Annotated in this window: 15 protein-coding genes; 5 read left to right on the top strand and 10 right to left on the bottom strand. The window is 49.4% G+C overall.

Annotation, left to right across the window (positions count from 1 at the left end):
* Nucleotides 1-104: 104 nt before the first annotated feature.
* From ihfB to serC, 5 genes are all read right to left on the bottom strand, one after another.
* Entirely contained in the window at nt 105-389 is a 285-nt protein-coding gene (gene ihfB, locus LOZ86_RS12675; protein ID WP_005967571.1) for an integration host factor subunit beta, read from the bottom strand.
* Nucleotides 390-478: 89 nt separating this feature from the next.
* A complete protein-coding gene (gene rpsA, locus LOZ86_RS12680) occupies nt 479-2,152 on the bottom strand; it encodes a 30S ribosomal protein S1 (RefSeq protein WP_039481631.1) in 1,674 nt (557 codons plus the stop codon).
* 116 nt (nt 2,153-2,268) lie between these two features.
* Nucleotides 2,269-2,946, bottom strand: coding sequence for a (d)CMP kinase (cmk, locus tag LOZ86_RS12685; RefSeq protein ID WP_039481367.1), 678 nt, complete (start codon nt 2,944-2,946; stop codon nt 2,269-2,271).
* A 221-nt stretch (nt 2,947-3,167) separates the two neighbouring features.
* Nucleotides 3,168-4,457 (bottom strand): 3-phosphoshikimate 1-carboxyvinyltransferase, encoded by a 1,290-nt coding sequence (gene aroA, locus LOZ86_RS12690; RefSeq protein WP_039481369.1) that lies wholly within the window; start codon nt 4,455-4,457, stop codon nt 3,168-3,170.
* A gap of 81 nt (nt 4,458-4,538) precedes the next feature.
* Nucleotides 4,539-5,624, bottom strand: a complete 1,086-nt coding sequence (gene serC / locus LOZ86_RS12695; protein WP_039472681.1) for a 3-phosphoserine/phosphohydroxythreonine transaminase — start codon at nt 5,622-5,624, stop codon at nt 4,539-4,541.
* Between the two features lie 329 nt (nt 5,625-5,953).
* On the opposite strand from serC, the gene ycaO reads away from it, so the two are divergent.
* The 4 genes from ycaO (at nt 5,954) to pflA (ending at nt 12,367) form a co-directional block, all read left to right on the top strand.
* Nucleotides 5,954-7,717: a 30S ribosomal protein S12 methylthiotransferase accessory factor YcaO gene (ycaO, locus tag LOZ86_RS12700; RefSeq protein ID WP_039481372.1), complete on the top strand. Its 1,764-nt coding sequence runs from the start codon at nt 5,954-5,956 to the stop codon at nt 7,715-7,717.
* 439 nt (nt 7,718-8,156) lie between these two features.
* On the top strand, nt 8,157-9,017 hold the full coding sequence (focA, locus tag LOZ86_RS12705; RefSeq protein WP_039481374.1) for a formate transporter FocA: 861 nt from the start codon (nt 8,157-8,159) through the stop codon (nt 9,015-9,017).
* A 57-nt stretch (nt 9,018-9,074) separates the two neighbouring features.
* Complete coding sequence (gene pflB, locus LOZ86_RS12710; RefSeq protein ID WP_039481377.1) at nt 9,075-11,357, top strand: formate C-acetyltransferase; 2,283 nt, start codon at nt 9,075-9,077, stop codon at nt 11,355-11,357.
* Nucleotides 11,358-11,626: 269 nt separating this feature from the next.
* Nucleotides 11,627-12,367, top strand: coding sequence for a pyruvate formate lyase 1-activating protein (gene pflA, locus LOZ86_RS12715; RefSeq protein WP_039481380.1), 741 nt, complete (start codon nt 11,627-11,629; stop codon nt 12,365-12,367).
* Nucleotides 12,368-12,456: 89 nt separating this feature from the next.
* Here the strand turns inward: pflA and LOZ86_RS12720 are convergent, their stop codons facing one another.
* From LOZ86_RS12720 to LOZ86_RS12730, 3 genes are read right to left on the bottom strand one after another with little or no spacing between them, the layout of a single operon-like run.
* Nucleotides 12,457-14,025 carry a hydantoinase/oxoprolinase N-terminal domain-containing protein gene (locus tag LOZ86_RS12720; protein ID WP_039513920.1) on the bottom strand — a complete coding sequence of 523 codons (1,569 nt, stop codon included), beginning with the start codon at nt 14,023-14,025 and terminating at the stop codon, nt 12,457-12,459.
* Nucleotides 14,026-14,035: 10 nt separating this feature from the next.
* Complete coding sequence (locus LOZ86_RS12725; protein WP_039481388.1) at nt 14,036-15,145, bottom strand: S-methyl thiohydantoin desulfurase family protein; 1,110 nt, start codon at nt 15,143-15,145, stop codon at nt 14,036-14,038.
* A gap of 26 nt (nt 15,146-15,171) precedes the next feature.
* Complete coding sequence (locus tag LOZ86_RS12730) at nt 15,172-16,503, bottom strand: cytosine permease (RefSeq protein ID WP_039481391.1); 1,332 nt, start codon at nt 16,501-16,503, stop codon at nt 15,172-15,174.
* Between the two features lie 273 nt (nt 16,504-16,776).
* Between LOZ86_RS12730 and LOZ86_RS12735 the strand changes: the two genes are divergently transcribed.
* Complete coding sequence (locus LOZ86_RS12735; protein WP_039513918.1) at nt 16,777-17,718, top strand: LysR family transcriptional regulator; 942 nt, start codon at nt 16,777-16,779, stop codon at nt 17,716-17,718.
* Here LOZ86_RS12735 and LOZ86_RS12740 read toward each other — a convergent pair.
* Complete coding sequence (locus LOZ86_RS12740; RefSeq protein ID WP_039481395.1) at nt 17,704-18,858, bottom strand: MFS transporter; 1,155 nt, start codon at nt 18,856-18,858, stop codon at nt 17,704-17,706. The two genes, LOZ86_RS12735 and LOZ86_RS12740, sit on opposite strands and share 15 nt — an antisense overlap.
* Nucleotides 18,859-19,162: 304 nt before the next feature.
* Nucleotides 19,163-20,458 (bottom strand): serine--tRNA ligase, encoded by a 1,296-nt coding sequence (gene serS / locus LOZ86_RS12745; protein ID WP_039481396.1) that lies wholly within the window; start codon nt 20,456-20,458, stop codon nt 19,163-19,165.
* Between the last annotated feature and the right edge of the window lie 50 nt (nt 20,459-20,508).

The raw sequence follows: 20,508 nt of genomic DNA on the forward strand, positions 1-20,508 counted from the left end.
ATAACCACGTCATGACGATGGAAGTGTGGAGAAGATGATGGTTATAAATGTAAAAAAGCACCCGAGATGGGTGCTTTTATAAGGCTGGTATTTAAGACTAACGATTAGCCGTAAATATTAGCGCGGTCGCGGAGTTCCTTGCCCGGTTTAAAGTGAGGGACGTACTTACCTTCCAACTCAACTTTGTCACCCGTTTTCGGATTACGACCTACACGCGGTGCACGGTAGTGAAGTGAAAAACTGCCAAACCCACGGATTTCAATACGGTCGCCTTCGGCTAGCGTAGAAGCCATTTGTTCGAGCATTTCTTTCACTGCATCCTCAACCACTTTGGCTGGGATATGAGATTGCTGTCCAGCAAGCCTTTCAATAAGTTCAGACTTGGTCATAGCTCCTCCAAGTGCGGTTATCAATAACCAGGATAACTGACTACCGTTACAAGAATGAGCAACTTACGTTGCTCATTCCACCGTAGTGATTACTCGCCTTTAGCTGCTTTGAACGCTTCTGCCATCGCGCTGGAGAAATTGTTTTCTTCCGGCTTGTTGTTAACAGTTGCGATTGCATCTTTCTCGTCAGCTTCGTCTTTCGCACGAACAGACAGGCTAACAACGCGGTTTTTACGATCAACACCGGTGTATTTCGCTTCAACGCTGTCGCCAACGCTCAGTACCAGAGTTGCATCTTCAACACGGTCACGTGAAGCGTCAGAAGCACGCAGATAGCCTTCAACACCGTCTGCTAATTCAACTGTAGCACCTTTGGCGTCAACTGCTGTAACTTTACCAGTAACAATAGCACCTTTCTTGTTAACAGACAGGTAGTTATTGAACGGGTCTTCAGACAGTTGTTTCACACCCAGGGAGATACGCTCGCGCTCTGCGTCAACCTGCAGAACAACAGCGGCGATTTCATCACCTTTCTTGAAGTCGCGAACGGCTTCTTCGCCAGCCACGTTCCAGGAGATGTCGGACAGGTGAACCAGACCGTCGATGCCGCCGTCCAGACCGATGAAGATACCAAAGTCAGTGATAGACTTGATTTTACCTTCAACGCGGTCGCCCTTGTTGTGGGTTTCTGCGAACAGCTGCCATGGGTTAGATTTGCACTGTTTCAGGCCCAGAGAGATACGACGACGTTCTTCGTCGATGTCCAGAACCATGACTTCCACTACATCACCAACGTTAACAACTTTGGATGGGTGGATGTTTTTGTTGGTCCAATCCATTTCGGAAACGTGCACCAGACCTTCAACGCCTTCTTCGATTTCAACGAAGCAGCCGTAGTCAGTCAGGTTGGTTACGCGGCCAGTCAGACGCGTGCTTTCTGGGTAACGCTTAGCGATAGCGACCCATGGATCTTCGCCCAGCTGTTTCAGACCCAGAGACACACGGGTACGTTCGCGGTCGAATTTCAGCACTTTAACAGTGATTTCGTCGCCCACATTGACGATTTCGCTTGGATGTTTAACACGTTTCCAAGCCATATCAGTGATATGCAGCAGGCCATCAACGCCGCCCAGATCAACGAATGCACCGTAGTCAGTAAGGTTCTTAACGATACCTTTAACTTCCATGCCTTCCTGCAGGTTTTCCAGCAGTTGATCGCGCTCAGCACTGTTTTCAGATTCGATAACTGCACGGCGGGAAACAACAACGTTGTTGCGTTTCTGATCCAGCTTGATAACTTTGAACTCAAGCTCTTTGCCTTCCAGATGCAGCGTGTCGCGAACCGGACGAACGTCTACCAGAGAACCTGGCAGGAACGCGCGAATGCCGTTCAGCTCAACAGTGAAACCGCCTTTAACTTTACCGTTGATAATACCGGTAACAGTTGCAGCTTCTTCGTAAGCTTTTTCCAGCGTCAGCCATGCTTCATGACGTTTAGCTTTTTCGCGAGAAAGCAGCGTTTCACCGAAGCCATCTTCGATAGCGTCCAGAGCAACGTCAACTTCATCACCAACCTGAATTTCCAGTTCGCCTTGTGCGTTCTTGAATTGCTCGATCGGAATGGCAGATTCAGATTTCAGACCAGCGTCAACCAGTACGACATCTTTATCAATAGAAACAACAACGCCACGTACGATGGAACCAGGACGGGTTTCGATTTCTTTCAGGGATTCTTCAAAGAGTTGAGCAAAAGATTCAGTCATGTTTGATAATCTTAAGGGTTTCATTTTAACGTCCATCTGGCATCCTGCTCGATGGGGTTGTTTAACATGCCCCGCTGTGCATCCTTACAGCGAGGTAAAAATTCAGTTTTCTGTGATTACGCTAAAATTTCGCGGGCATAAACCAACGCGCGCGCTATCACTTCATCGATCGTCATTTCCGTTGAATCTAGCACCAACGCATCGGCAGCAGGCACTAACGGCGCAACGGGGCGGCTGCGATCGCGCTCATCCCGTTCTTTTATCTCAGACAAAAGACGTTCAAAGTTAACATTAAAGCCCTTCCCCTGCAACTGTAGCATGCGACGTTGTGCACGTTCTTCCGCACTGGCATCCAAAAAAATCTTCACTGGGGCATCAGGAAAGACTACCGTTCCCATGTCTCTGCCGTCAGCAATCAACCCTGGGGCCTCGCGAAATGCACGCTGCCGACGTAATAATGCTTCACGAACGCGAGGGAAAGCCGCAGCCTGAGACGCCGTGTTGCCGACCGCTTCGGTACGAATTTCATGGCTAACGTCTTCACCTTCCAGGATAACTTTCAGCTGCCCGTCTTCTGCAACAAAACGCACATCAAGATGAGAGGCCAGCGGAACCAGCGCGTCTTCCGAACTGATATCCACATGGTGGTGCAATGCCGCCAGAGCCAAAACACGATAGATAGCCCCCGAGTCCAGCAGGTTCCATTGTAAAGCCTCAGCCAATGCCTTACACAAGGTACCTTTGCCTACGCCGCTCGGTCCGTCAACCGTAATTACCGGTGCCATCACCGTCATCTCTCTCTCCTTTAATACTGGGAAGTTCCGCTTATGCCGTTTTATGGCATCACGGAGCATCATTATACGCATCAATACACAGAAAGGTTACCCCAATGCCGGAATGGCGGGAAAAATAAGGCATTCTCTGAACGCGGTACGCAATTTCAGAAGAAAAGCTGAGCGTAGCTCGGAGAAATCGATAGAGAAAAAAGGCACGGAAACCGTGCCTTAGAGAGAGATCAGGCAAACTCGCTGAGGCGTGCCAGCTGTTCGAAGTAGTCAGGGAAGGTTTTAGCCGTACATTTCGGATCCAGAATCGTAACTGGCGTATCCGATAGCGCCACCAGCGAGAAACACATCGCCATACGATGATCGTTGTACGTGCCGATTTCTGCCGCTTTCAGCTTGGTCGGCGGAGTAATGCGAATATAGTCATTACCCTCTTCCACTTCCGCGCCAACTTTACGCAGTTCAATCGCCATTGCCGCCAGACGATCGGTTTCTTTCACGCGCCAGTTGTAGATATTACGCAGCGTAGTGGTGCCACCTTGAGCGAAAAGCGCCGCCGTCGCGATGGTCATCGCAGCATCAGGAATGTGGTTCATATCCATGTCGATCGCGTGCAGCTCACCGCGTTCGCATTCGATATAATCCTCCCCCCAGCGCACGGTCGCGCCCATCTTTTCCAACACGTCAGCAAAGCGAATGTCGCCCTGTACGCTATTACGGCCTACGCCGGTCACACGTACAACACCGCCTTTAATCGCCGCGGCGGCTAGGAAGTAAGAAGCCGATGACGCATCACCTTCCACCAGATAGTCACCCGGTGAGCAATACTGCTGGCGACCCGCCACGAAGAATCGCTGATAGTTTTCATGACGCACTTCAATGCCAAACGCTTTCATCATATGCAGCGTGATATCGATATACGGTTTGGAAACCAAATCGCCCTGAATGCTGATTTGCGTATCCTGCACGGCCAGAGGCGCAGTCATCAGCAATGCGGTCAAGAACTGGCTTGATACGCTGCCATCTACGCTGATTTCGCCGCCCTGAAAACCACCGTGCAGACGAAGCGGTGGGTAGTTTTCCTGCTCCAGATAGTCAATTTTCGCCCCGCCCTGACGCAGTGCATCGACCAGATGCCCGATCGGGCGCTCTTTCATCCGCGGTTCGCCGGTCAGCACAATATCGCCATCTGTCAGACACAGCGCGGCAGCCAGTGGGCGCATCGCTGTACCTGCATTCCCTAAAAACAGTTCCAGCGGTTGCGATGCCGTAAACGCGCCACCCAGCCCCGTAATCTCACACACGGTCCGGTCAGACGACAGATGATATTCCACTCCCAACGCCGTTAGAGCGGTAAGCATATGGCGGACATCGTCACTGTCTAACAGGTTAGTCAGCCGGGTCTTTCCTTCAGCCAAGGCCGCCAGCAAAAGCGCACGGTTAGAGACGCTTTTTGAGCCAGGAAGGTTAAGGGTACCGTTAATCAGTTTGATGGGTTGTAGCGTCAGGGATTCCTGCATGTAAAGCCTATTCTTTCAACGTGGACATAAAAACCCCGGAAAGTCCGGGGCTGATCAAAATGTATCGAGGGGCGGTCTTAATCAACCGTGGCGACGAGCGAAGTCAGCCATAAATTCCGTCAGCGCTTTCACGCCTTCCAACGGCATCGCATTGTAGATAGAAGCACGCATGCCGCCCACTACGCGATGGCCTTTCAGCGCGTGCAGACCCGCAGCAACTGATTCTTCCAGGAAGACTTTATCCAGCGCAGAGTCCGCCAGCAGGAACGGCACATTCATGCGAGAACGGTTCGCTACCGCGACGTCATTACGATAGAAATCGTTACCGTCAATCGCGCTATACAGCAGGTCGGCTTTCTCTTGGTTACGTTTTTCCATTTCAGCCAGACCGCCGTACTCTTTCAGCCATTTGAAGACCATGCCGGACAGGTACCAGGCAAACGTTGGCGGCGTGTTAAACATCGAGTCATTGTCCGCCAGAACCTGATAATCCAGAATCGATGGCAGCTCACGGCGCGCTTTGCCCAGCAAATCTTCACGTACGATGACCAGCGTCAGACCGGCCGGGCCGATATTTTTCTGTGCGCCAGCATAGATCACGCCGTAACGGCTAACGTCAATACGGCGAGACAGGATGCTGGAAGAATAGTCGGCAACCACAATTTTATCGCCAAAATCTGGCTCTTCTTCGATCGCAATACCGTCAATGGTTTCATTTGGACAGTAATGTACAAACGCGGCGTCATCAGACAATTTCCATTCGCGCATCGGCTTAATGCCGCGCAGATCGCCTACGCGTGTTTTCACGTCAATCACGTTAGGTGTGCAGTACTTTTCTGCTTCATTGATTGCGCTGTGTGCCCAATATCCACCGTCGATGTAGTCGGCTGTTGAGCGTTCGCCCAGGAGATTTAACGGCACTGCGGCGAATTGCGCACGCGCACCACCGTGGCAAAAGAGCACTTTGTAGTTGGAGGGGATTTTCAGCAAATCACGCAGATCTTGTTCGGATTCAGCGGCAACCTGCATAAACTCTTTACTGCGGTGGCTGATTTCCATAACCGATGTGCCCAGGCCATTCCAATTACACAATTCCTGTTCAGCACGACGCAGTACTTCAACCGGCAGCATTGCTGGACCGGCGCTAAAATTAAAAATCTGAGTCATTTCCCCTCACCACACCTGAAAAATAGCGGCTCTTTTTATCACCGTTGTTACAAATACCATTTTTATAAACCTGACGGTTATAAAAATACCGCTGTTACAAGATAGTAGTTATAACGGAACGACCGCCATAACCACACTACTTTTACCCTGCTATCGGTTTTATCACTCGTCAATCGCGGCTGCAACGCTTATTGCGCTTTCATTATGCAAAACGGCACGTTACGCAGTCTGTTCTTTTTCACTGTTGCCGATCGGTTATGAATAAATAGAGTCTGAACAGAAAAATCCGTATCATGCCGCTTCCGCTAATCTCGATAAGAGTGAACACCATGACTCAAACGTTTATCCCAGGCAAAGACGCCGCCCTGGAAGATTCCATCGCCCGTTTTCAACAACAGCTCCAGGACCTGGGGTTTAACATCGAAGAAGCGTCATGGCTGAACCCAGTACCAAACGTCTGGTCTGTCCATATTCGAGACCGCGATTGCCCGCTTTGCTTCACTAACGGTAAAGGTGCCAGTAAGAAAGCGGCGCTGGCCTCTGCGTTAGGCGAGTATTTCGAGCGTCTGTCTACCAACTATTTCTTTGCTGACTTCTATCTCGGCAAAAACATCGCTAATGGCGATTTCGTTCACTACCCGAATGAAAAATGGTTCCCAATTCCAGAGGATGATGCGTTGCCGGAAGGCATTCTGGATGCCCGTCTGCACCAGTTTTACGATCCTGAGCAGGAATTGAGCGCCAGCGATCTGATCGATCTGCAATCTGGCAATGCCGACAGAGGCATTTGCGCGCTGCCATTTACACGTCAGTCCGATCAGCAAACCGTCTATATCCCGATGAACATCATCGGTAACCTATACGTTTCTAACGGGATGTCTGCAGGTAACACCGCCAACGAAGCTCGCGTTCAGGGGCTGTCTGAAGTGTTTGAGCGCAGCATCAAGAACCGCATAATTGCCGAGTCCATCAGCCTGCCAGAAATTCCGCAAGAGGTGCTGAACCGCTACCCTGGCGTGGTCGAAGCGATTGCAACGTTGGAAAAAGAAGGTTTCCCGATTTTCTCTTACGATGCCTCACTGGGCGGGAAATATCCGGTTATCTGCGTGGTGCTGTTTAACCCCGCTAACGGCACCTGTTTTGCCTCCTTCGGCGCACACCCTGACTTCGGCGTAGCGCTGGAGCGTACCGTTACCGAACTGCTGCAAGGTCGCGGCCTGAAAGATCTGGACGTGTTCACCCCGCCGACGTTCGATGATGAAGAAGTGGCCGAGCACGCCAATCTGGAAACCCACTTTATCGATTCCAGCGGTCTGATCTCCTGGGATACGTTCAAGAAAACAGCGGATTATGAATTTGCTGACTGGAGCTTTAAAGGATCAACGGAAGAAGAATTCGCTACATTGATGGCGATCTTCAAGCAGGAAGATAAAGAAGTCTACATTGCTGACTATGAGCATCTGGCCGTTTATGCCTGCCGCATCATCGTGCCGGGAATGTCGGACATCTACCCTGCCGACGATCTGTTGTTAGCCAATAACAGCATGGGTGCTCACCTGCGTGACACGCTGCTAGCGCTGCCTGACAGCAAGTGGGAACAAGAAGATTATCTTGCCCTGTTGCAGCAGTTGGACGACGAAGGGCTGGATGACTTCACCCGCATACGCGAGCTGCTTGGTATTGCCACTGGCAAAGATAATGGTTGGCTCACACTGCGCGTTGGCGAATTGAAAGCCATGCTGGCTCTGGCTGGCGGCGATCTGGATCAGGCGCTGACCTGGACAGAGTGGACGCAGGATTTCAACGACTCCGTCTTTACGGCACAGCGCAGCAACTACTACCGTTGCCTGCAAACGCTGTTGTTACTGGCGCAAGAGCCTGAACGCGATCCGGCAGAATACTACGATGCCTTTACCAAAATGTACGGCAGTGAGACGGTCGATGCCGCCAGTGCCGCCGTCGCTGGCGAAACGTGCTTCTATGGTCTGTTTGCCGTGGATGACACTTTTGCTTCTTTACCTGCGCACCAATCGCTGCTGGCCGCCTATGAAAAACTGCAACAGGCGAAACGTCGTTATTGGCAAGCAAAATAATGCCAGAGTGATGCCGTCAGCACGCGTCTTATATTGATGAGTGCGATCGAGTACAAATAGCAACCGACAAATAGCCCTTTATCTTAAAGGGCTATTTTATTGTCCAAAGGGCAATATTTATTATTCGTAATGCATAATCAGAACATTGTTATTGAATGGTGAATTTTTAATTAAATTACATCGACAAGGTGGTACTGAAATTCTACAAAACATGATTTTTATTAACGCTAAATCGGTAGGTTTAACGTATGCCATTCAACTCTTTTTGTAAAATTTAAAATATTTTTTTATTATAAAATTCAATAGATTAACTATAAAACCCCAGTATCCCACCCTCCCCACCAACCTGTTAATTTCTTGCAATATGATCCACGTCAAATTTTACCGTATACTGCTTTGTTAGTATCTCAACGCTGATAATTTTTAAGAGAGAGTTAGTGTGAAAGCTGACAACCCCTTTACTCTATTACTCCCGGCCGCGATGGCAAAAGTTGCTGAAGACGCCGGAGTCTATAAAGCTACCAAACAACCGTGTACGACGTTTTATTTAGCGATCACAGCGGGTGTGTTTATTTCGATCGCCTTCGTCTTTTATATTACGGCCACCACGGGAACCGCGACGATGCCTTTCGGTATCGCGAAATTGATCGGTGGTATCTGTTTCTCCCTTGGCCTCATGTTGGTGGTCGTTTGCGGTGCGGACTTGTTTACCTCAACCGTTCTCATCGTGATTGCCAAAGCCAGTGGACGTATTACCTGGAAGCAACTAGCCTGTAACTGGGCAAATGTCTATGTCGGCAACCTGATTGGCGCACTTTTCTTCGTTGGGCTTATCTGGTTCTCGGGAGAGCACATGGTCGCAAACGGTGCGTGGGGGCTTAACGTCCTGCAAACAGCTGAACACAAACTTGAACACACGTTTGTTGAAGCGCTGTGTCTGGGGATTCTAGCCAACCTGCTAGTTTGTCTGGCCGTGTGGATGAGCTATTCCGGCCGTACGCTTACCGACAAAATGTTTGCCATGATTCTGCCTGTCGCCATGTTCGTTTCCAGCGGCTTTGAGCACAGTATCGCCAACATGTTCATGATTCCTATGGGCATCGTTATCAAAAATTTTGCGGCCCCAGAATTCTGGAATGCCATTGGCATGGTGCCGTCTCAGTTTGAACATTTAACCGTTAGCCACTTCATTACCGATAACCTGATTCCCGTCACCCTAGGGAACATCATCGGCGGCGGCGTAATGGTCGGTTTGACATATTGGGTAATTTATTTGCGCGGTGGAGACAAGCACCACTAAGGTGCAATCGGCCGCAACGTCGGGTTTTAAGAAATCCATATCAAAGGTAGGTGTAAAATGACCGAGCTGAATGAAAAATTGGCCAATGCATGGCAAGGCTTTAGCAAAGGTGAATGGCAGGATAACGTCAATGTTCGTGACTTTATCCAGAAAAACTACACGCCGTATGAAGGTGATGAGTCTTTCCTGGCTGGCGCAACCAAAGCGACCTCAGCGCTGTGGGACAGCGTCATGGAAGGCATCAAACAGGAAAACCGTACTCACGCCCCTGTTGATTTTGATACCAATGTTGCTGCAACGATCACGTCTCACGACGCGGGATACATCAACAAAGGTCTGGAAAAAATCGTCGGTCTTCAGACCGACGCTCCGCTGAAACGTGCATTAATTCCGTTCGGCGGCATCAAAATGGTTGAAGGTTCATGCAAAGTTTACGGTCGTGAACTGGATCCTCAATTGAAAAAAATCTTCACTGAATACCGCAAAACGCACAACCAGGGCGTGTTCGATGTTTACACCCCAGACATCCTGCGTTGTCGTAAATCTGGTATTCTGACAGGTCTGCCAGATGCGTATGGCCGTGGCCGTATCATCGGTGACTACCGTCGCGTTGCGCTGTACGGTATCGACTACCTGATGAAAGACAAGTTTGCTCAATTCACGTCGCTGCAAAACAAACTGGAAAACGGCGAAGATCTGGAAGCAACGATCCGTCTGCGTGAAGAAATTGCCGATCAGCATCATGCGTTGAGCCAAATTAAAGAAATGGCAGCGAAGTACGGCTGTGATATCTCTGGCCCGGCGGTGACTTCTCAGGAAGCCGTTCAGTGGACTTACTTCGGCTATCTGGCTGCGGTGAAATCACAGAATGGGGCGGCAATGTCCTTCGGACGTGTCTCTACCTTCCTGGATATCTACCTTGAGCGCGACCTGAAAGCAGGCAAAATCACTGAAGAAGAAGCTCAGGAAATGATTGACCACCTGGTCATGAAACTGCGTATGGTGCGTTTCCTGCGTACACCTGAGTATGATGAGCTGTTCTCTGGTGACCCGATCTGGGCAACAGAATCTCTGGCTGGTATGGGTCTAGATGGTCGTACACTGGTGAGCAAAACCAGCTTCCGCTTCCTGAACACCCTGTACACCATGGGGCCGTCTCCAGAGCCGAACATGACCATTCTGTGGTCTGAAAAACTGCCACAAAGCTTTAAAAACTATGCGGCTAAAGTCTCCATCGATACCTCTTCTCTGCAATACGAGAATGACGATCTGATGCGTCCTGACTTTAACAACGATGACTACGCGATTGCTTGTTGCGTAAGCCCGATGATCGTTGGCAAACAAATGCAATTTTTCGGTGCTCGCGCAAACCTGGCGAAAACCATGCTGTATGCGATCAATGGCGGCGTGGACGAAAAACTGAAAATGCAGGTTGGTCCGAAATCAGAACCAATCAAAGGCGACGTTCTGAACTTCGACGAAGTGATGGAACGTATGGACCACTTCATGGATTGGCTGGCTAAGCAGTATGTCACCTCTCTGAACATCATCCACTACATGCATGACAAATACAGCTACGAAGCGGCGCTGATGGCACTGCACGATCGTGACGTGTTCCGTACCATGGCGTGTGGTATCGCGGGTCTGTCTGTTGCGGCTGACTCCCTGTCTGCCATCAAATATGCCAAAGTTAAACCAATTCGTGATGAAGATGGCCTAGCTATCGACTTTGATATCGAAGGCGAATATCCGCAATTCGGTAACAACGATGCTCGCGTAGATGAACTGGCTTGTGACTTGGTTGAACGTTTCATGAAGAAAATTCAGAAACTGAATACCTACCGTGGTGCAACACCAACACAGTCTGTTCTGACCATCACCTCTAACGTGGTATATGGTAAGAAAACGGGTAACACGCCAGATGGTCGCCGCGCAGGTGCTCCGTTCGGACCAGGTGCTAACCCAATGCACGGTCGTGACCAGAAAGGCGCGGTTGCTTCTCTGACTTCTGTTGCCAAACTACCGTTTGCTTACGCGAAAGATGGTATTTCTTATACCTTCTCCATCGTACCTAATGCGTTAGGTAAAGACGACAACGTACGTAAAGCTAACCTTGCCGGCCTGATGGATGGTTATTTCCACCACGAAGCCAGCATCGAAGGCGGTCAGCACCTGAACGTTAACGTCATGAACCGTGAAATGCTGCTTGATGCGATGGAAAATCCGGAGAAATATCCGCAGTTGACTATCCGTGTATCTGGCTACGCAGTGCGTTTCAACTCACTGACGAAAGAACAGCAACAAGACGTCATCACCCGTACGTTCACACAGTCAATCTAATTTCCATGACTGTCTGAAAAGGCGTAAAATAAAGGCTCCACATCAGTGGGGCCTTTTTCTCACCCTCGCTTGTCGTTCAGATTGTTAGCCTGTTTTGCCAGCCCGCTATATTGCCCTCATTATGTGGATGGCTCGCAAAACAGATTCGACGCAGCATCTGTCACACGGTGTTCTTCTGTCAGAAACTCTTGTCAGAGCAGCATCTGCCTTCTTATGACTGCGCTCATAAAGACCGCTATTGTTCGGTCAAATTTGGAGAAAACCTCGCAATGTCACTTATCGGTCGCATCCACTCCTTTGAATCCTGTGGCACCGTCGATGGCCCAGGCATCCGTTTCATCATCTTCTTTCAAGGCTGCCTGATGCGCTGCCTGTATTGCCATAACCGTGATACCTGGGATACGCACAGCGGTAAGGAAGTAACGGTTGAAGAACTCATGAAAGAAGTCGTGACCTATCGCCACTTTATGAATGCATCCGGCGGCGGCGTAACGGCATCCGGCGGCGAGGCTATTCTCCAGGCCGAATTTGTGCGCGACTGGTTCCGTGCCTGTAAGGCAGAAGGCATCAACACCTGTCTGGACACCAATGGGTTCGTGCGTCGTTACGACCCTGTCATTGACGAGCTATTGGACGTCAGCGATTTAGTGATGCTCGACCTGAAGCAAATGAATGACGACATACACCAGAATTTAGTGGGCGTATCCAACCACCGTACTCTCGATTTTGCTCGCTATTTGGCAAAGCGCAACCAGCGCACCTGGATACGTTACGTGGTCGTTCCCGGTTGGTCTGACGATGATGCGTCCGCACACAAGCTGGGCGAATTCACCAAAGATATGACGAACATCGAGAAAATTGAGCTTCTCCCCTACCATGAGCTTGGCAAACACAAATGGATTGCGATGGGTGAAGAGTACAAATTAGACGGCGTTAAACCGCCGAAGGCCGATACGATGGATCGCGTTAAATCGATTCTTGAAAGCTACGGTCACAAGGTCATGTACTAACTTCTGACATTTTCTAGAAAATAGCGCGCTCACGGCGCGCTATTTTCATTTTGGCGGGTAAACCATCCCTGCAATGTTAATACGCTGCGCTAAGCCAGATTTCCTGCTGCCTTAATTTTCACCTGTACCGCATTCCCCGGCAGATACGCCAACGGAATTTCCTGATAGTCGATGATTTCAACGCTGCCCGGCCTCGCTCCCATCTCTTCTGCAAGACAAATGGTTTGCTGCTGCAATTCGTTTTTTATCTTTTCACGATCGTTATCCGGCATTTTAACCACGCGTTCGATCTGTGCGCCCACCGCCCCTAACGCCACACCAACCGCATTAGCCGCATCAAAGTTCTGCGGACGCATGACCTGACTGACACCGGATAAAACGTCAGGCAGTAAAATGCTGCCACCGCCCACAAGCACGGCGGGGATTGCTGCGCTTGACGATTTAATTCGATCGATAGCGCTTTCTACTTTCTCAATCATCTGACGATAAGCCTGCTGGCAAAGTGCGTTATCCAGTTCTGGCAGTGGATGAGGAAGATCCGCAATCCATCGTTCACGATGAAGTTGCAGCATGATATCGCTGAGCGTTAACGTCTCCCCGCCGAAGCTGACACCCTGTTCAAGCAGGCGATAGCCGACACTATCCGGCCCAAGGGTAAGTTTTCCATCCTGAGACTGCCGAACGCAGGTTCCACCGCCAATGCCGATAGAAATAATGTCCGGCATTCTGAAATTCGTCCGTACATCACCGACTTCAACGGCAATGGCCGATTCACGCGGGAAGCCATTCACCAACACGCCAATATCGGTTGTCGTGCCGCCAACATCGATAATCAACGCATTATCCAGCCCGGAAAGGTGGCACGCTCCGCGAATCGAGTTCGTTGGTCCACAGGCCATCGTCAAAATGGGATACTGCTTCACCATGCTCTCGGACATCAATGTGCCATCGTTTTGCCCGAAGAATGGCGTAGCCTTGACACCGTGCCGAACTAGCGCTTGCGTAAAGCCGTTAACAAAACGGTTCGCGGTGCTTTGCAACGACGCATTCAGTATGGTCGCGTTTTCCCTTTCCAGTAATCCTGTGCTGCCTATCCAGTGGGATAACGACAGAGAGACATCCGGTAATGCCGCATTCACCCACTGGGCAACCAGCAGTTCCTGCTCATTATTTACGGGAGAAAACACGCCACAGATAGCCACGCTATCGACATGTCCGCGCATCTTGTCACAAACCGCGAGCACTTCATCCCGCAGTACAGCGTGAATTTCTCGGCCATCGAATTCATAGCCGCCATGAATCTGGTAGAAATGCTCGCCTAATGTCCTTTGCCACTCGTCATCCCAGCCACACAGCGGCGGGACGCTATCGCTACTTGGCAGGCTCAGGCGCAATAACCCAACGCGATCCAGCCCTTTCCGCTCAACAATCGCATTGGTACATTGGGTTGTACCCAGCATCGCATAGCGAATATGCTGCGGTGCGATGCCAGACTGCGCCAATACCTCAGCAATCACCCGGTCGATGCCGCTGTAGATATCCATACTGGTAGGAAATTTGGCCGTCGCAATGCAGCGCAGGTTAGCATCTAAAATTGCCGCATCCGTGTTGGTGCCACCGACATCAATCCCGAGTCGGTAATCATTTTTATGTAACATCGGGAAAGCCTCAGCGATTCGCAAGCAGTTCTATCGGTACATACTGCACCGGATAACCGAAATACTCCGGTCCCGCAACGTCAATCCCTTTTGGCGTACGCCACTTGTCATTGCACGGATAGGCAATCACATCAACTCGCTGCCCATAACGTAAATGTTCCGTGATGATCGGACGTCCGGTTTCACTATCTACTATGGAGATTAAATCAGGCACAACGGCCAGCAGATTATCCTGCGTAGGTTCAGCCGTCTGTGACGAACGATAAGCCAGCAGGAGCTCATTCTGGAAAAGCACCGTAAACGATTCGCCTTTGTCGTTTCCCATACCATCCAGCACTACTTTGCCCCGAGCAAAACCGCCCGTTGTGCGCCGAGCTACATCAACAATCTTGCCAGATGCCACGATATGACCATTCAGCACAGTAAGCAGGGACTGCACTGGATGACTGCCTGACTGGTGAGCCTGACGCAGCATTCTTCCGATATCCTGCGCCAGCGTCAGCGTGCCTTTGATAGCGCTACGCTTAAGTTGACTACCGCGTAAGGGGTAATCGCACATCGCGCAAGCTGCGCCCATTTGTTCAACAATCGCGCGGGCCAACCGTTCCGACCACATACCATCTATGGGATTCAGAATGACGGCATTGCCCTTCTCATCTGCCAATGTATTCGGTGCGGAGGTTAAATCATCGAGGAAAAAAGTCACCATTTGCGCTTCGGGGAAGGCTCTCCCCATCGCGTCACAGTCGATAACAGGTAGCCCTTTTGCAGCCGCAACAACTAAAGGTATTAGCGAATTGATGCCGCCGACTTCGATAGAAAAAGTCCCAGATGCTGATTCAGCGAGATAGTTCTCCATTGTTTCAAATGCCAAGAGAATTTGCCGCGGTGAAATGATTTTTTCTACGGAAACCGTCGGTGCACCCATCGTACTGCACGGGATAAAGAGCTCGTTATCCTTTACGTCGTCCAGATTGCACAACGTTACAGACTTTCCATGGCGCAAAGCATTTTTCGCAATTAGCGATCCTAAATAAGGATCCCCACCACCGCCGGTGCCAAGGATTGACGCTCCCAGAGCGATATCATCTATCATTTCAAAATCAATATAGCGGACCATTACCTATCCAATAACCACTGAGCAACCTAGGATTTAGAGAACGAATGGGCAGACTCTGCCAACTGCGGGAACATTTTCCGCATAGCGATATACATCACTAGGCTGATTATTATGCCATCCAATGTAGAAACGGATGTGATCGTAAACAAATCAAAGAAATCTGTAGCGGTTAATAAGCTTACAAAACTGCCGCATAACCATGCGATAGAGGCACAAATATTCAGTAAAGGTGGTTGTGATGCATCCTGCTTTAGGCGCGAGGAATCAAAAAAGTAATATTCAGCAAGGTAAACCCCTGCAATAGGGGAAATCAGAACACCGAGTAACGACAGAAACTGGGTGAAGTTATTAATCATCCCGTTATAGGCCAGAAAAAGACCCGCAAATGCCATCAACACAACGAGTATTGGCCGAGATATTACTCTGATAACAACAGATAAACCTAATGAGGCGGAAATTAGATTAGAGCTATTCGTCGTCCATTGCGCAAAAATTAAAATCACAATCGCTGAAACACCAAGCCCTATGGTGAAAAATATTTCAACCAAATCGTCACTACCAACCATATGAGTCAATATGAGTGCAACAAGAATCGTTGCGCTGTTTCCCAGTAAGAACCCTAAGCCTGAGCCTAATATGGCATCTTTACGCGTTCTGGAGTAACGAGCGATATCAGGTGATACGATACTGGCCGCCACTATCCAGATAGAAACAACGTAAGAAATAGCACTTCCTAAACTTATCGGATTTTTAATGACAACTTCAGCAGGAGAAGAATGGCCGTTAGCGGCGAGAGATATTCCTGAAACGATGAGTATAAGCATTAGCGGGACACTTAATACGCTTAATTTCCCTAACGCCCTAACGCCCCAAATGGCCGTCAGTGCCATTAATATCATGCCGAAAAGCAGGATAAAAAAACGTCCAGGTTCAAATTGATAATGTAACAGTGCTTTTTGCAGCATCACGCCAAAGAAATCGAGTTGAAAGGCAAACCATCCAACCAGTGAAACAGCGGAGAATACGCCGATCACTTTCCCACCTAGTCGCCCAAAAACAGAGATACTCAGTAGCGTTGTTGATAGCCCACAGCCATAACCAACATTCGCACATAATGCAGCAAGAATACCCAGTAAGGCGGAGCCAATAAGTGTGGCACTGACAGCCTGAGAAAACGGCAATCCACTACTTAGAAAAGATCCGAGAAACAAACCAGAAATGTCGATCCCTACGGCCAGCCATATTAAGGCAATGACATACCAACTTTTCCTTGCTTCGACAGGAACTTTTTCGTATTCGTAATCATAGATTTGCCGCTCCTGTAGTTCTTTTTCAGGCACAGCTTTCCCGTGAGACATATTTCCTCCATTAAATAAGCAGCAAATAATTATTGTATCGTTGTGATATTTTATAGAGGTTGCCTGGCGGCGTATAGAACAATGGTGCCGTCAGCAAGCTAACAACACCATTGTGCTTATGAGAGACCCTGATGTGACGCATAAAACCACACTTTTTGTGGTAACCACATCAGTGATGTGGCGTGACAACACGATAAATGGGTTTCATATCGATTAATACAGATATATTTTGATGTTAACATTCAGATATGTGATGTATGCGAAGGACATGCTATGCGCTTAGATAAACTGGAGATTCGCTGGTTAAAACTTTTCTGTAAAATTGTTGAAAAACAAGGGATTACTAATGCACAAGCCGCAACAGGCTTAAGCCAGCCCGTACTCAGTCACTACCTGTCTCGCCTTGAGGATACACTCGGGCTTGTCTTGTGTGAACGTGGACGTGGTGGTTTTGCCTTAACGACCGAAGGTGAGGTTGTCTATCAGGAAGCAAAATCTGTCATTTCCACACTTGATGACTTTGCTAACAGACTAGCCCGTATCAAGCATCAGTTGATAGGTAAAGTCAAATTAGGCTGTCTGGATAACATTGCAACCCACCCCAATAATGTTGTATCTCAGGCGATAACCCAGCTTTATGCCCAAAGCCCAGAAGTTAATGTCGAACTTGAAATTATGGAATACCTTCCACTCATGGAGCGGTTAAAAAACGGACATCTCGACATTGTTCTCAGTGCCCTGCCCGATGATATTCCCTCAGACATTTTTTATGAGCCTGTATTCGTTGAACACAGTTACTTTTATTCACTAGCAGAAAATGCTGAAATTATAGAGCGCGAATGGATCAATGGTGAATTAAATCCTCGTCGATTGCTAATCGGTGGACACGCCTTCAACGAAATATCTAAACAGTTAGGTCCTGTATCAAAGCAAGGTTTCCACCAAACGGCCTGGCATCTTGAGGGAAGCCTACTGCTTCTGCTGGCAGGAACCCATATTGGCTTTCTTCCCGATCATTATGCTAACGCCTGGGTTGAAAAAGGAAAGCTTGCTGCGGTCGCCCCAGATCGTTTAAAGCTAACCAGCATATTTTATCTGGTGCGAAACGCAAAACAGCGCCTTAGCCCAGTAGCGGAAGCGCTGTGGAATAACATGGTAGAAGCTGGACAAAGTTCGTTGGCCAGCCTTGATGCCGCTGGCTCAAGCAGCAGCTAATGGCGTTGGGTGGTGATCGGCCTTTCTGAGCAACAGCATCAGGTAGATCATGGCAACAACAGCGATCAGAACAAACAGCAATCGATCGGAGTAGCTCTGCATCAACACCGCAGCAACGCTTGGTCCGCAAAGACTGCCAAGCGTGTAGCTGAGGAGCAGCGCCTGATTCATCGCGACCAGTTCGTCAGGGCGCACTTTTTCACATGCCCACGACATAGCAACGGGATACAGCGTAAACCCTGCACATCCCAGCAGGAACAGCGATGGTGCCATCGCATAGTGGCTAATGCTTAACATTGCAATACAGCCAATAATCACCACAAAGACTAATACCCGCAGAACCAACAGCCGGCCATATCGATCGGCCATACGTCCAACAGGCCATTGACCGATAATCCCAGAACTGATCAACAGCGCCATCCAGTATCCAACCTGCGCATCATTCATTCCCTGATGAGAGAGGTACAGCGGCATCAGGCCATACAGCGATCCTAAAATTGCGCCGGAAATAATACAGCCGTGAACGCCTAAACGGGCACTGCGATACGTCAGCATTTTCCACATATTGATATGCTTTTCTTGCTGCTCTGGTGGCGTAGGGAGACGAGTAAACAGCAGTGGTAATACGGCCAAAGTCACTAGCGCAACCATCCACGGCAGCACGCCCAGCAACGCAGCTGGCAATACGCCAAGCAGAAGCTGTCCAATCACGCTACCGAGATAATAAGCGATCATATAAGCAGCCAGCAGTTGCCCTCTCTGCGTCGGCGTTCCGCTACATAACAAGGCGCTTTCAACCACGACCCAGATTAATGCACAGCCGATACCGGCAAGGAAGCGCCAGAACAGCCAGCTAGCGATATCCCCAGAAATACCGAGGCCAACGATCGCAATACCAAATAATAAAGCCGCGAAATAATAGCTACGGTTAAATCCATAAAGTTTGATTAACTTACCGGCTAATAACGTGCCAACCAAATTGCCGCCGAAGTAGGATGACCCAACAAGGCCAACCTGCCAGACAGGAAGAGATTGATAACTCAGCCACAGTGGTACCAGGGTATTTAATACCGCAATACAAACCGTCAGCAGCAAAAGTCCGCAGAGCAATAACAGCACTGGGCGGGAATAAGCAGACATAGCGAAGTGGATAACCAAGCAACCGGAGAAGAGTGAGCGCATCATGCCACTGCGTATATAAAAGTCAATCCGGGCAAAAAGTGCTAAAAGTCCTTTCTCAAATGATGGATTGAAAGTATTCATCAACGTCCATAGGAAGGCCGTCACGCTAAAAAAAGGATGCTGCTATTTTACTGATTTTAAATCAGTTTTAACTTAAAAATTAAGTGATGCAGGTTGATACGCTACTTTTACGATGAAAAAATATTACCGACGCTATGGCATAAAAAAAGCGCCCTTAGGCGCTTGATTCAGGTAACTGCGATTAGCCAATAAATTCCAAGCCGCCCATATACGGACGCAGCACTTCAGGAACTTCAATACGGCCATCAGCCTGCTGGTAGTTTTCCAGAACGGCCACTAGTGTACGTCCGACTGCCAGACCAGAACCGTTCAGCGTGTGAACCAGTCGAGTCTTTTTATCGGACTTACTACGGCAGCGAGCCTGCATACGGCGCGCCTGGAAATCCCACATGTTTGAGCAGGAAGAGATTTCACGGTACGTATCCTGCGCCGGCAACCAGACTTCCAGATCGTAAGTTTTAGTGGAGCCAAAGCCCATATCACCCGTACACAGCAAGACCTTACGATAAGGTAATTGCAGCAGTTGCAGTACAGTTTCAGCGTGAGTCGTCAATTCTTCCAACGCCTGCATGGAATCTTCAGGACGGACGATTTGTACCAGTTCAACCTTGTCAAACTGGTGCATACGAATCAACCCACGCGTATCACGACCATACGAGCCAGCTTCTGAACGGAAGCACGGCGTGTGTGCAGTCATTTTCAACGGTAAGGATTCTTCATCAAGAATCTCGTCACGCACCAGATTGGTCAACGGAACTTCAGCCGTCGGAATCAACGCATAGCTGCTGCTTTCTGCTTCTTCGCTCAGCGGAGTGGTATGAAACAGGTCTTCACCAAACTTAGGCAGCTGGCCTGTACCGTATAGCGTGGCGTGGTTGACCAGATAAGGGACATACGCTTCCTGATAGCCATGCTGCTGTGTGTGCAAATCTAGCATGAACTGGGCAAGCGCACGATGCAGACGGGCAATCTGTCCTTTCATCACGACAAAACGCGCACCGGTTAATTTCACCGCAGCGGCAAAATCCAGCCCGGCAGCCATCTCACCGAGTTCCACATGATCGCGTACCGGGAAATCGTACTTACGTGGCTCACCCCAGCGAGTCACTTCCTGGTTCTGCGTGTCATCCTTTCCAAGCGGCACAGAGTCGTCCGGCAGGTTCGGGATCGTTAACGCCAGATCGCGAATGTCATTCTGCAACTGATCCAGCTCGGCTTTCGCGGCATCCAGTTTTTCGCCTAATGTGTTAACTTCACGACGCAAAGGCTCGATATCTTCACCGCGTGCTTTCGCTGCACCAATCTCTTTCGATCGGGAGTTACGCTCTGCCTGCAGGTTTTCGGTTTCTACCTGCAATACTTTACGACGTTCTTCCTGCTTACGCAGGGTCTCAACATCCAGCTTAAAGCCTCTGCGAGCCAGTAACTTTTCGGCGACTGCGTCTAGCTCATTACGCAGTAAATTGGGATCGAGCATGCTAATCCTGTGCTTATGATTATCAGATGAAATAATGGCGTACACGGCGC

The organism is Pectobacterium parvum (assembly GCF_020971565.1).
In the GTDB taxonomy this organism is placed as follows: domain Bacteria; phylum Pseudomonadota; class Gammaproteobacteria; order Enterobacterales; family Enterobacteriaceae; genus Pectobacterium; species Pectobacterium polare.

Coding starts and splice junctions, on each gene's coding strand:
- ihfB (WP_005967571.1), bottom strand. CDS start 389: ATGACCAAGTCTGAACTTATTGAAAGGCTTGCTGGACAGCAATCTCAT.
- rpsA (WP_039481631.1), bottom strand. CDS start 2,152: ATGACTGAATCTTTTGCTCAACTCTTTGAAGAATCCCTGAAAGAAATC.
- cmk (WP_039481367.1), bottom strand. CDS start 2,946: ATGACGGTGATGGCACCGGTAATTACGGTTGACGGACCGAGCGGCGTA.
- aroA (WP_039481369.1), bottom strand. CDS start 4,457: ATGCAGGAATCCCTGACGCTACAACCCATCAAACTGATTAACGGTACC.
- serC (WP_039472681.1), bottom strand. CDS start 5,624: ATGACTCAGATTTTTAATTTTAGCGCCGGTCCAGCAATGCTGCCGGTT.
- ycaO (WP_039481372.1), top strand. CDS start 5,954: ATGACTCAAACGTTTATCCCAGGCAAAGACGCCGCCCTGGAAGATTCC.
- pflB (WP_039481377.1), top strand. CDS start 9,075: ATGACCGAGCTGAATGAAAAATTGGCCAATGCATGGCAAGGCTTTAGC.
- pflA (WP_039481380.1), top strand. CDS start 11,627: ATGTCACTTATCGGTCGCATCCACTCCTTTGAATCCTGTGGCACCGTC.
- LOZ86_RS12720 (WP_039513920.1), bottom strand. CDS start 14,025: ATGTTACATAAAAATGATTACCGACTCGGGATTGATGTCGGTGGCACC.
- LOZ86_RS12725 (WP_039481388.1), bottom strand. CDS start 15,145: ATGGTCCGCTATATTGATTTTGAAATGATAGATGATATCGCTCTGGGA.
- LOZ86_RS12730 (WP_039481391.1), bottom strand. CDS start 16,503: ATGTCTCACGGGAAAGCTGTGCCTGAAAAAGAACTACAGGAGCGGCAA.
- LOZ86_RS12735 (WP_039513918.1), top strand. CDS start 16,777: ATGCGCTTAGATAAACTGGAGATTCGCTGGTTAAAACTTTTCTGTAAA.
- LOZ86_RS12740 (WP_039481395.1), bottom strand. CDS start 18,858: ATGTCTGCTTATTCCCGCCCAGTGCTGTTATTGCTCTGCGGACTTTTG.
- serS (WP_039481396.1), bottom strand. CDS start 20,458: ATGCTCGATCCCAATTTACTGCGTAATGAGCTAGACGCAGTCGCCGAA.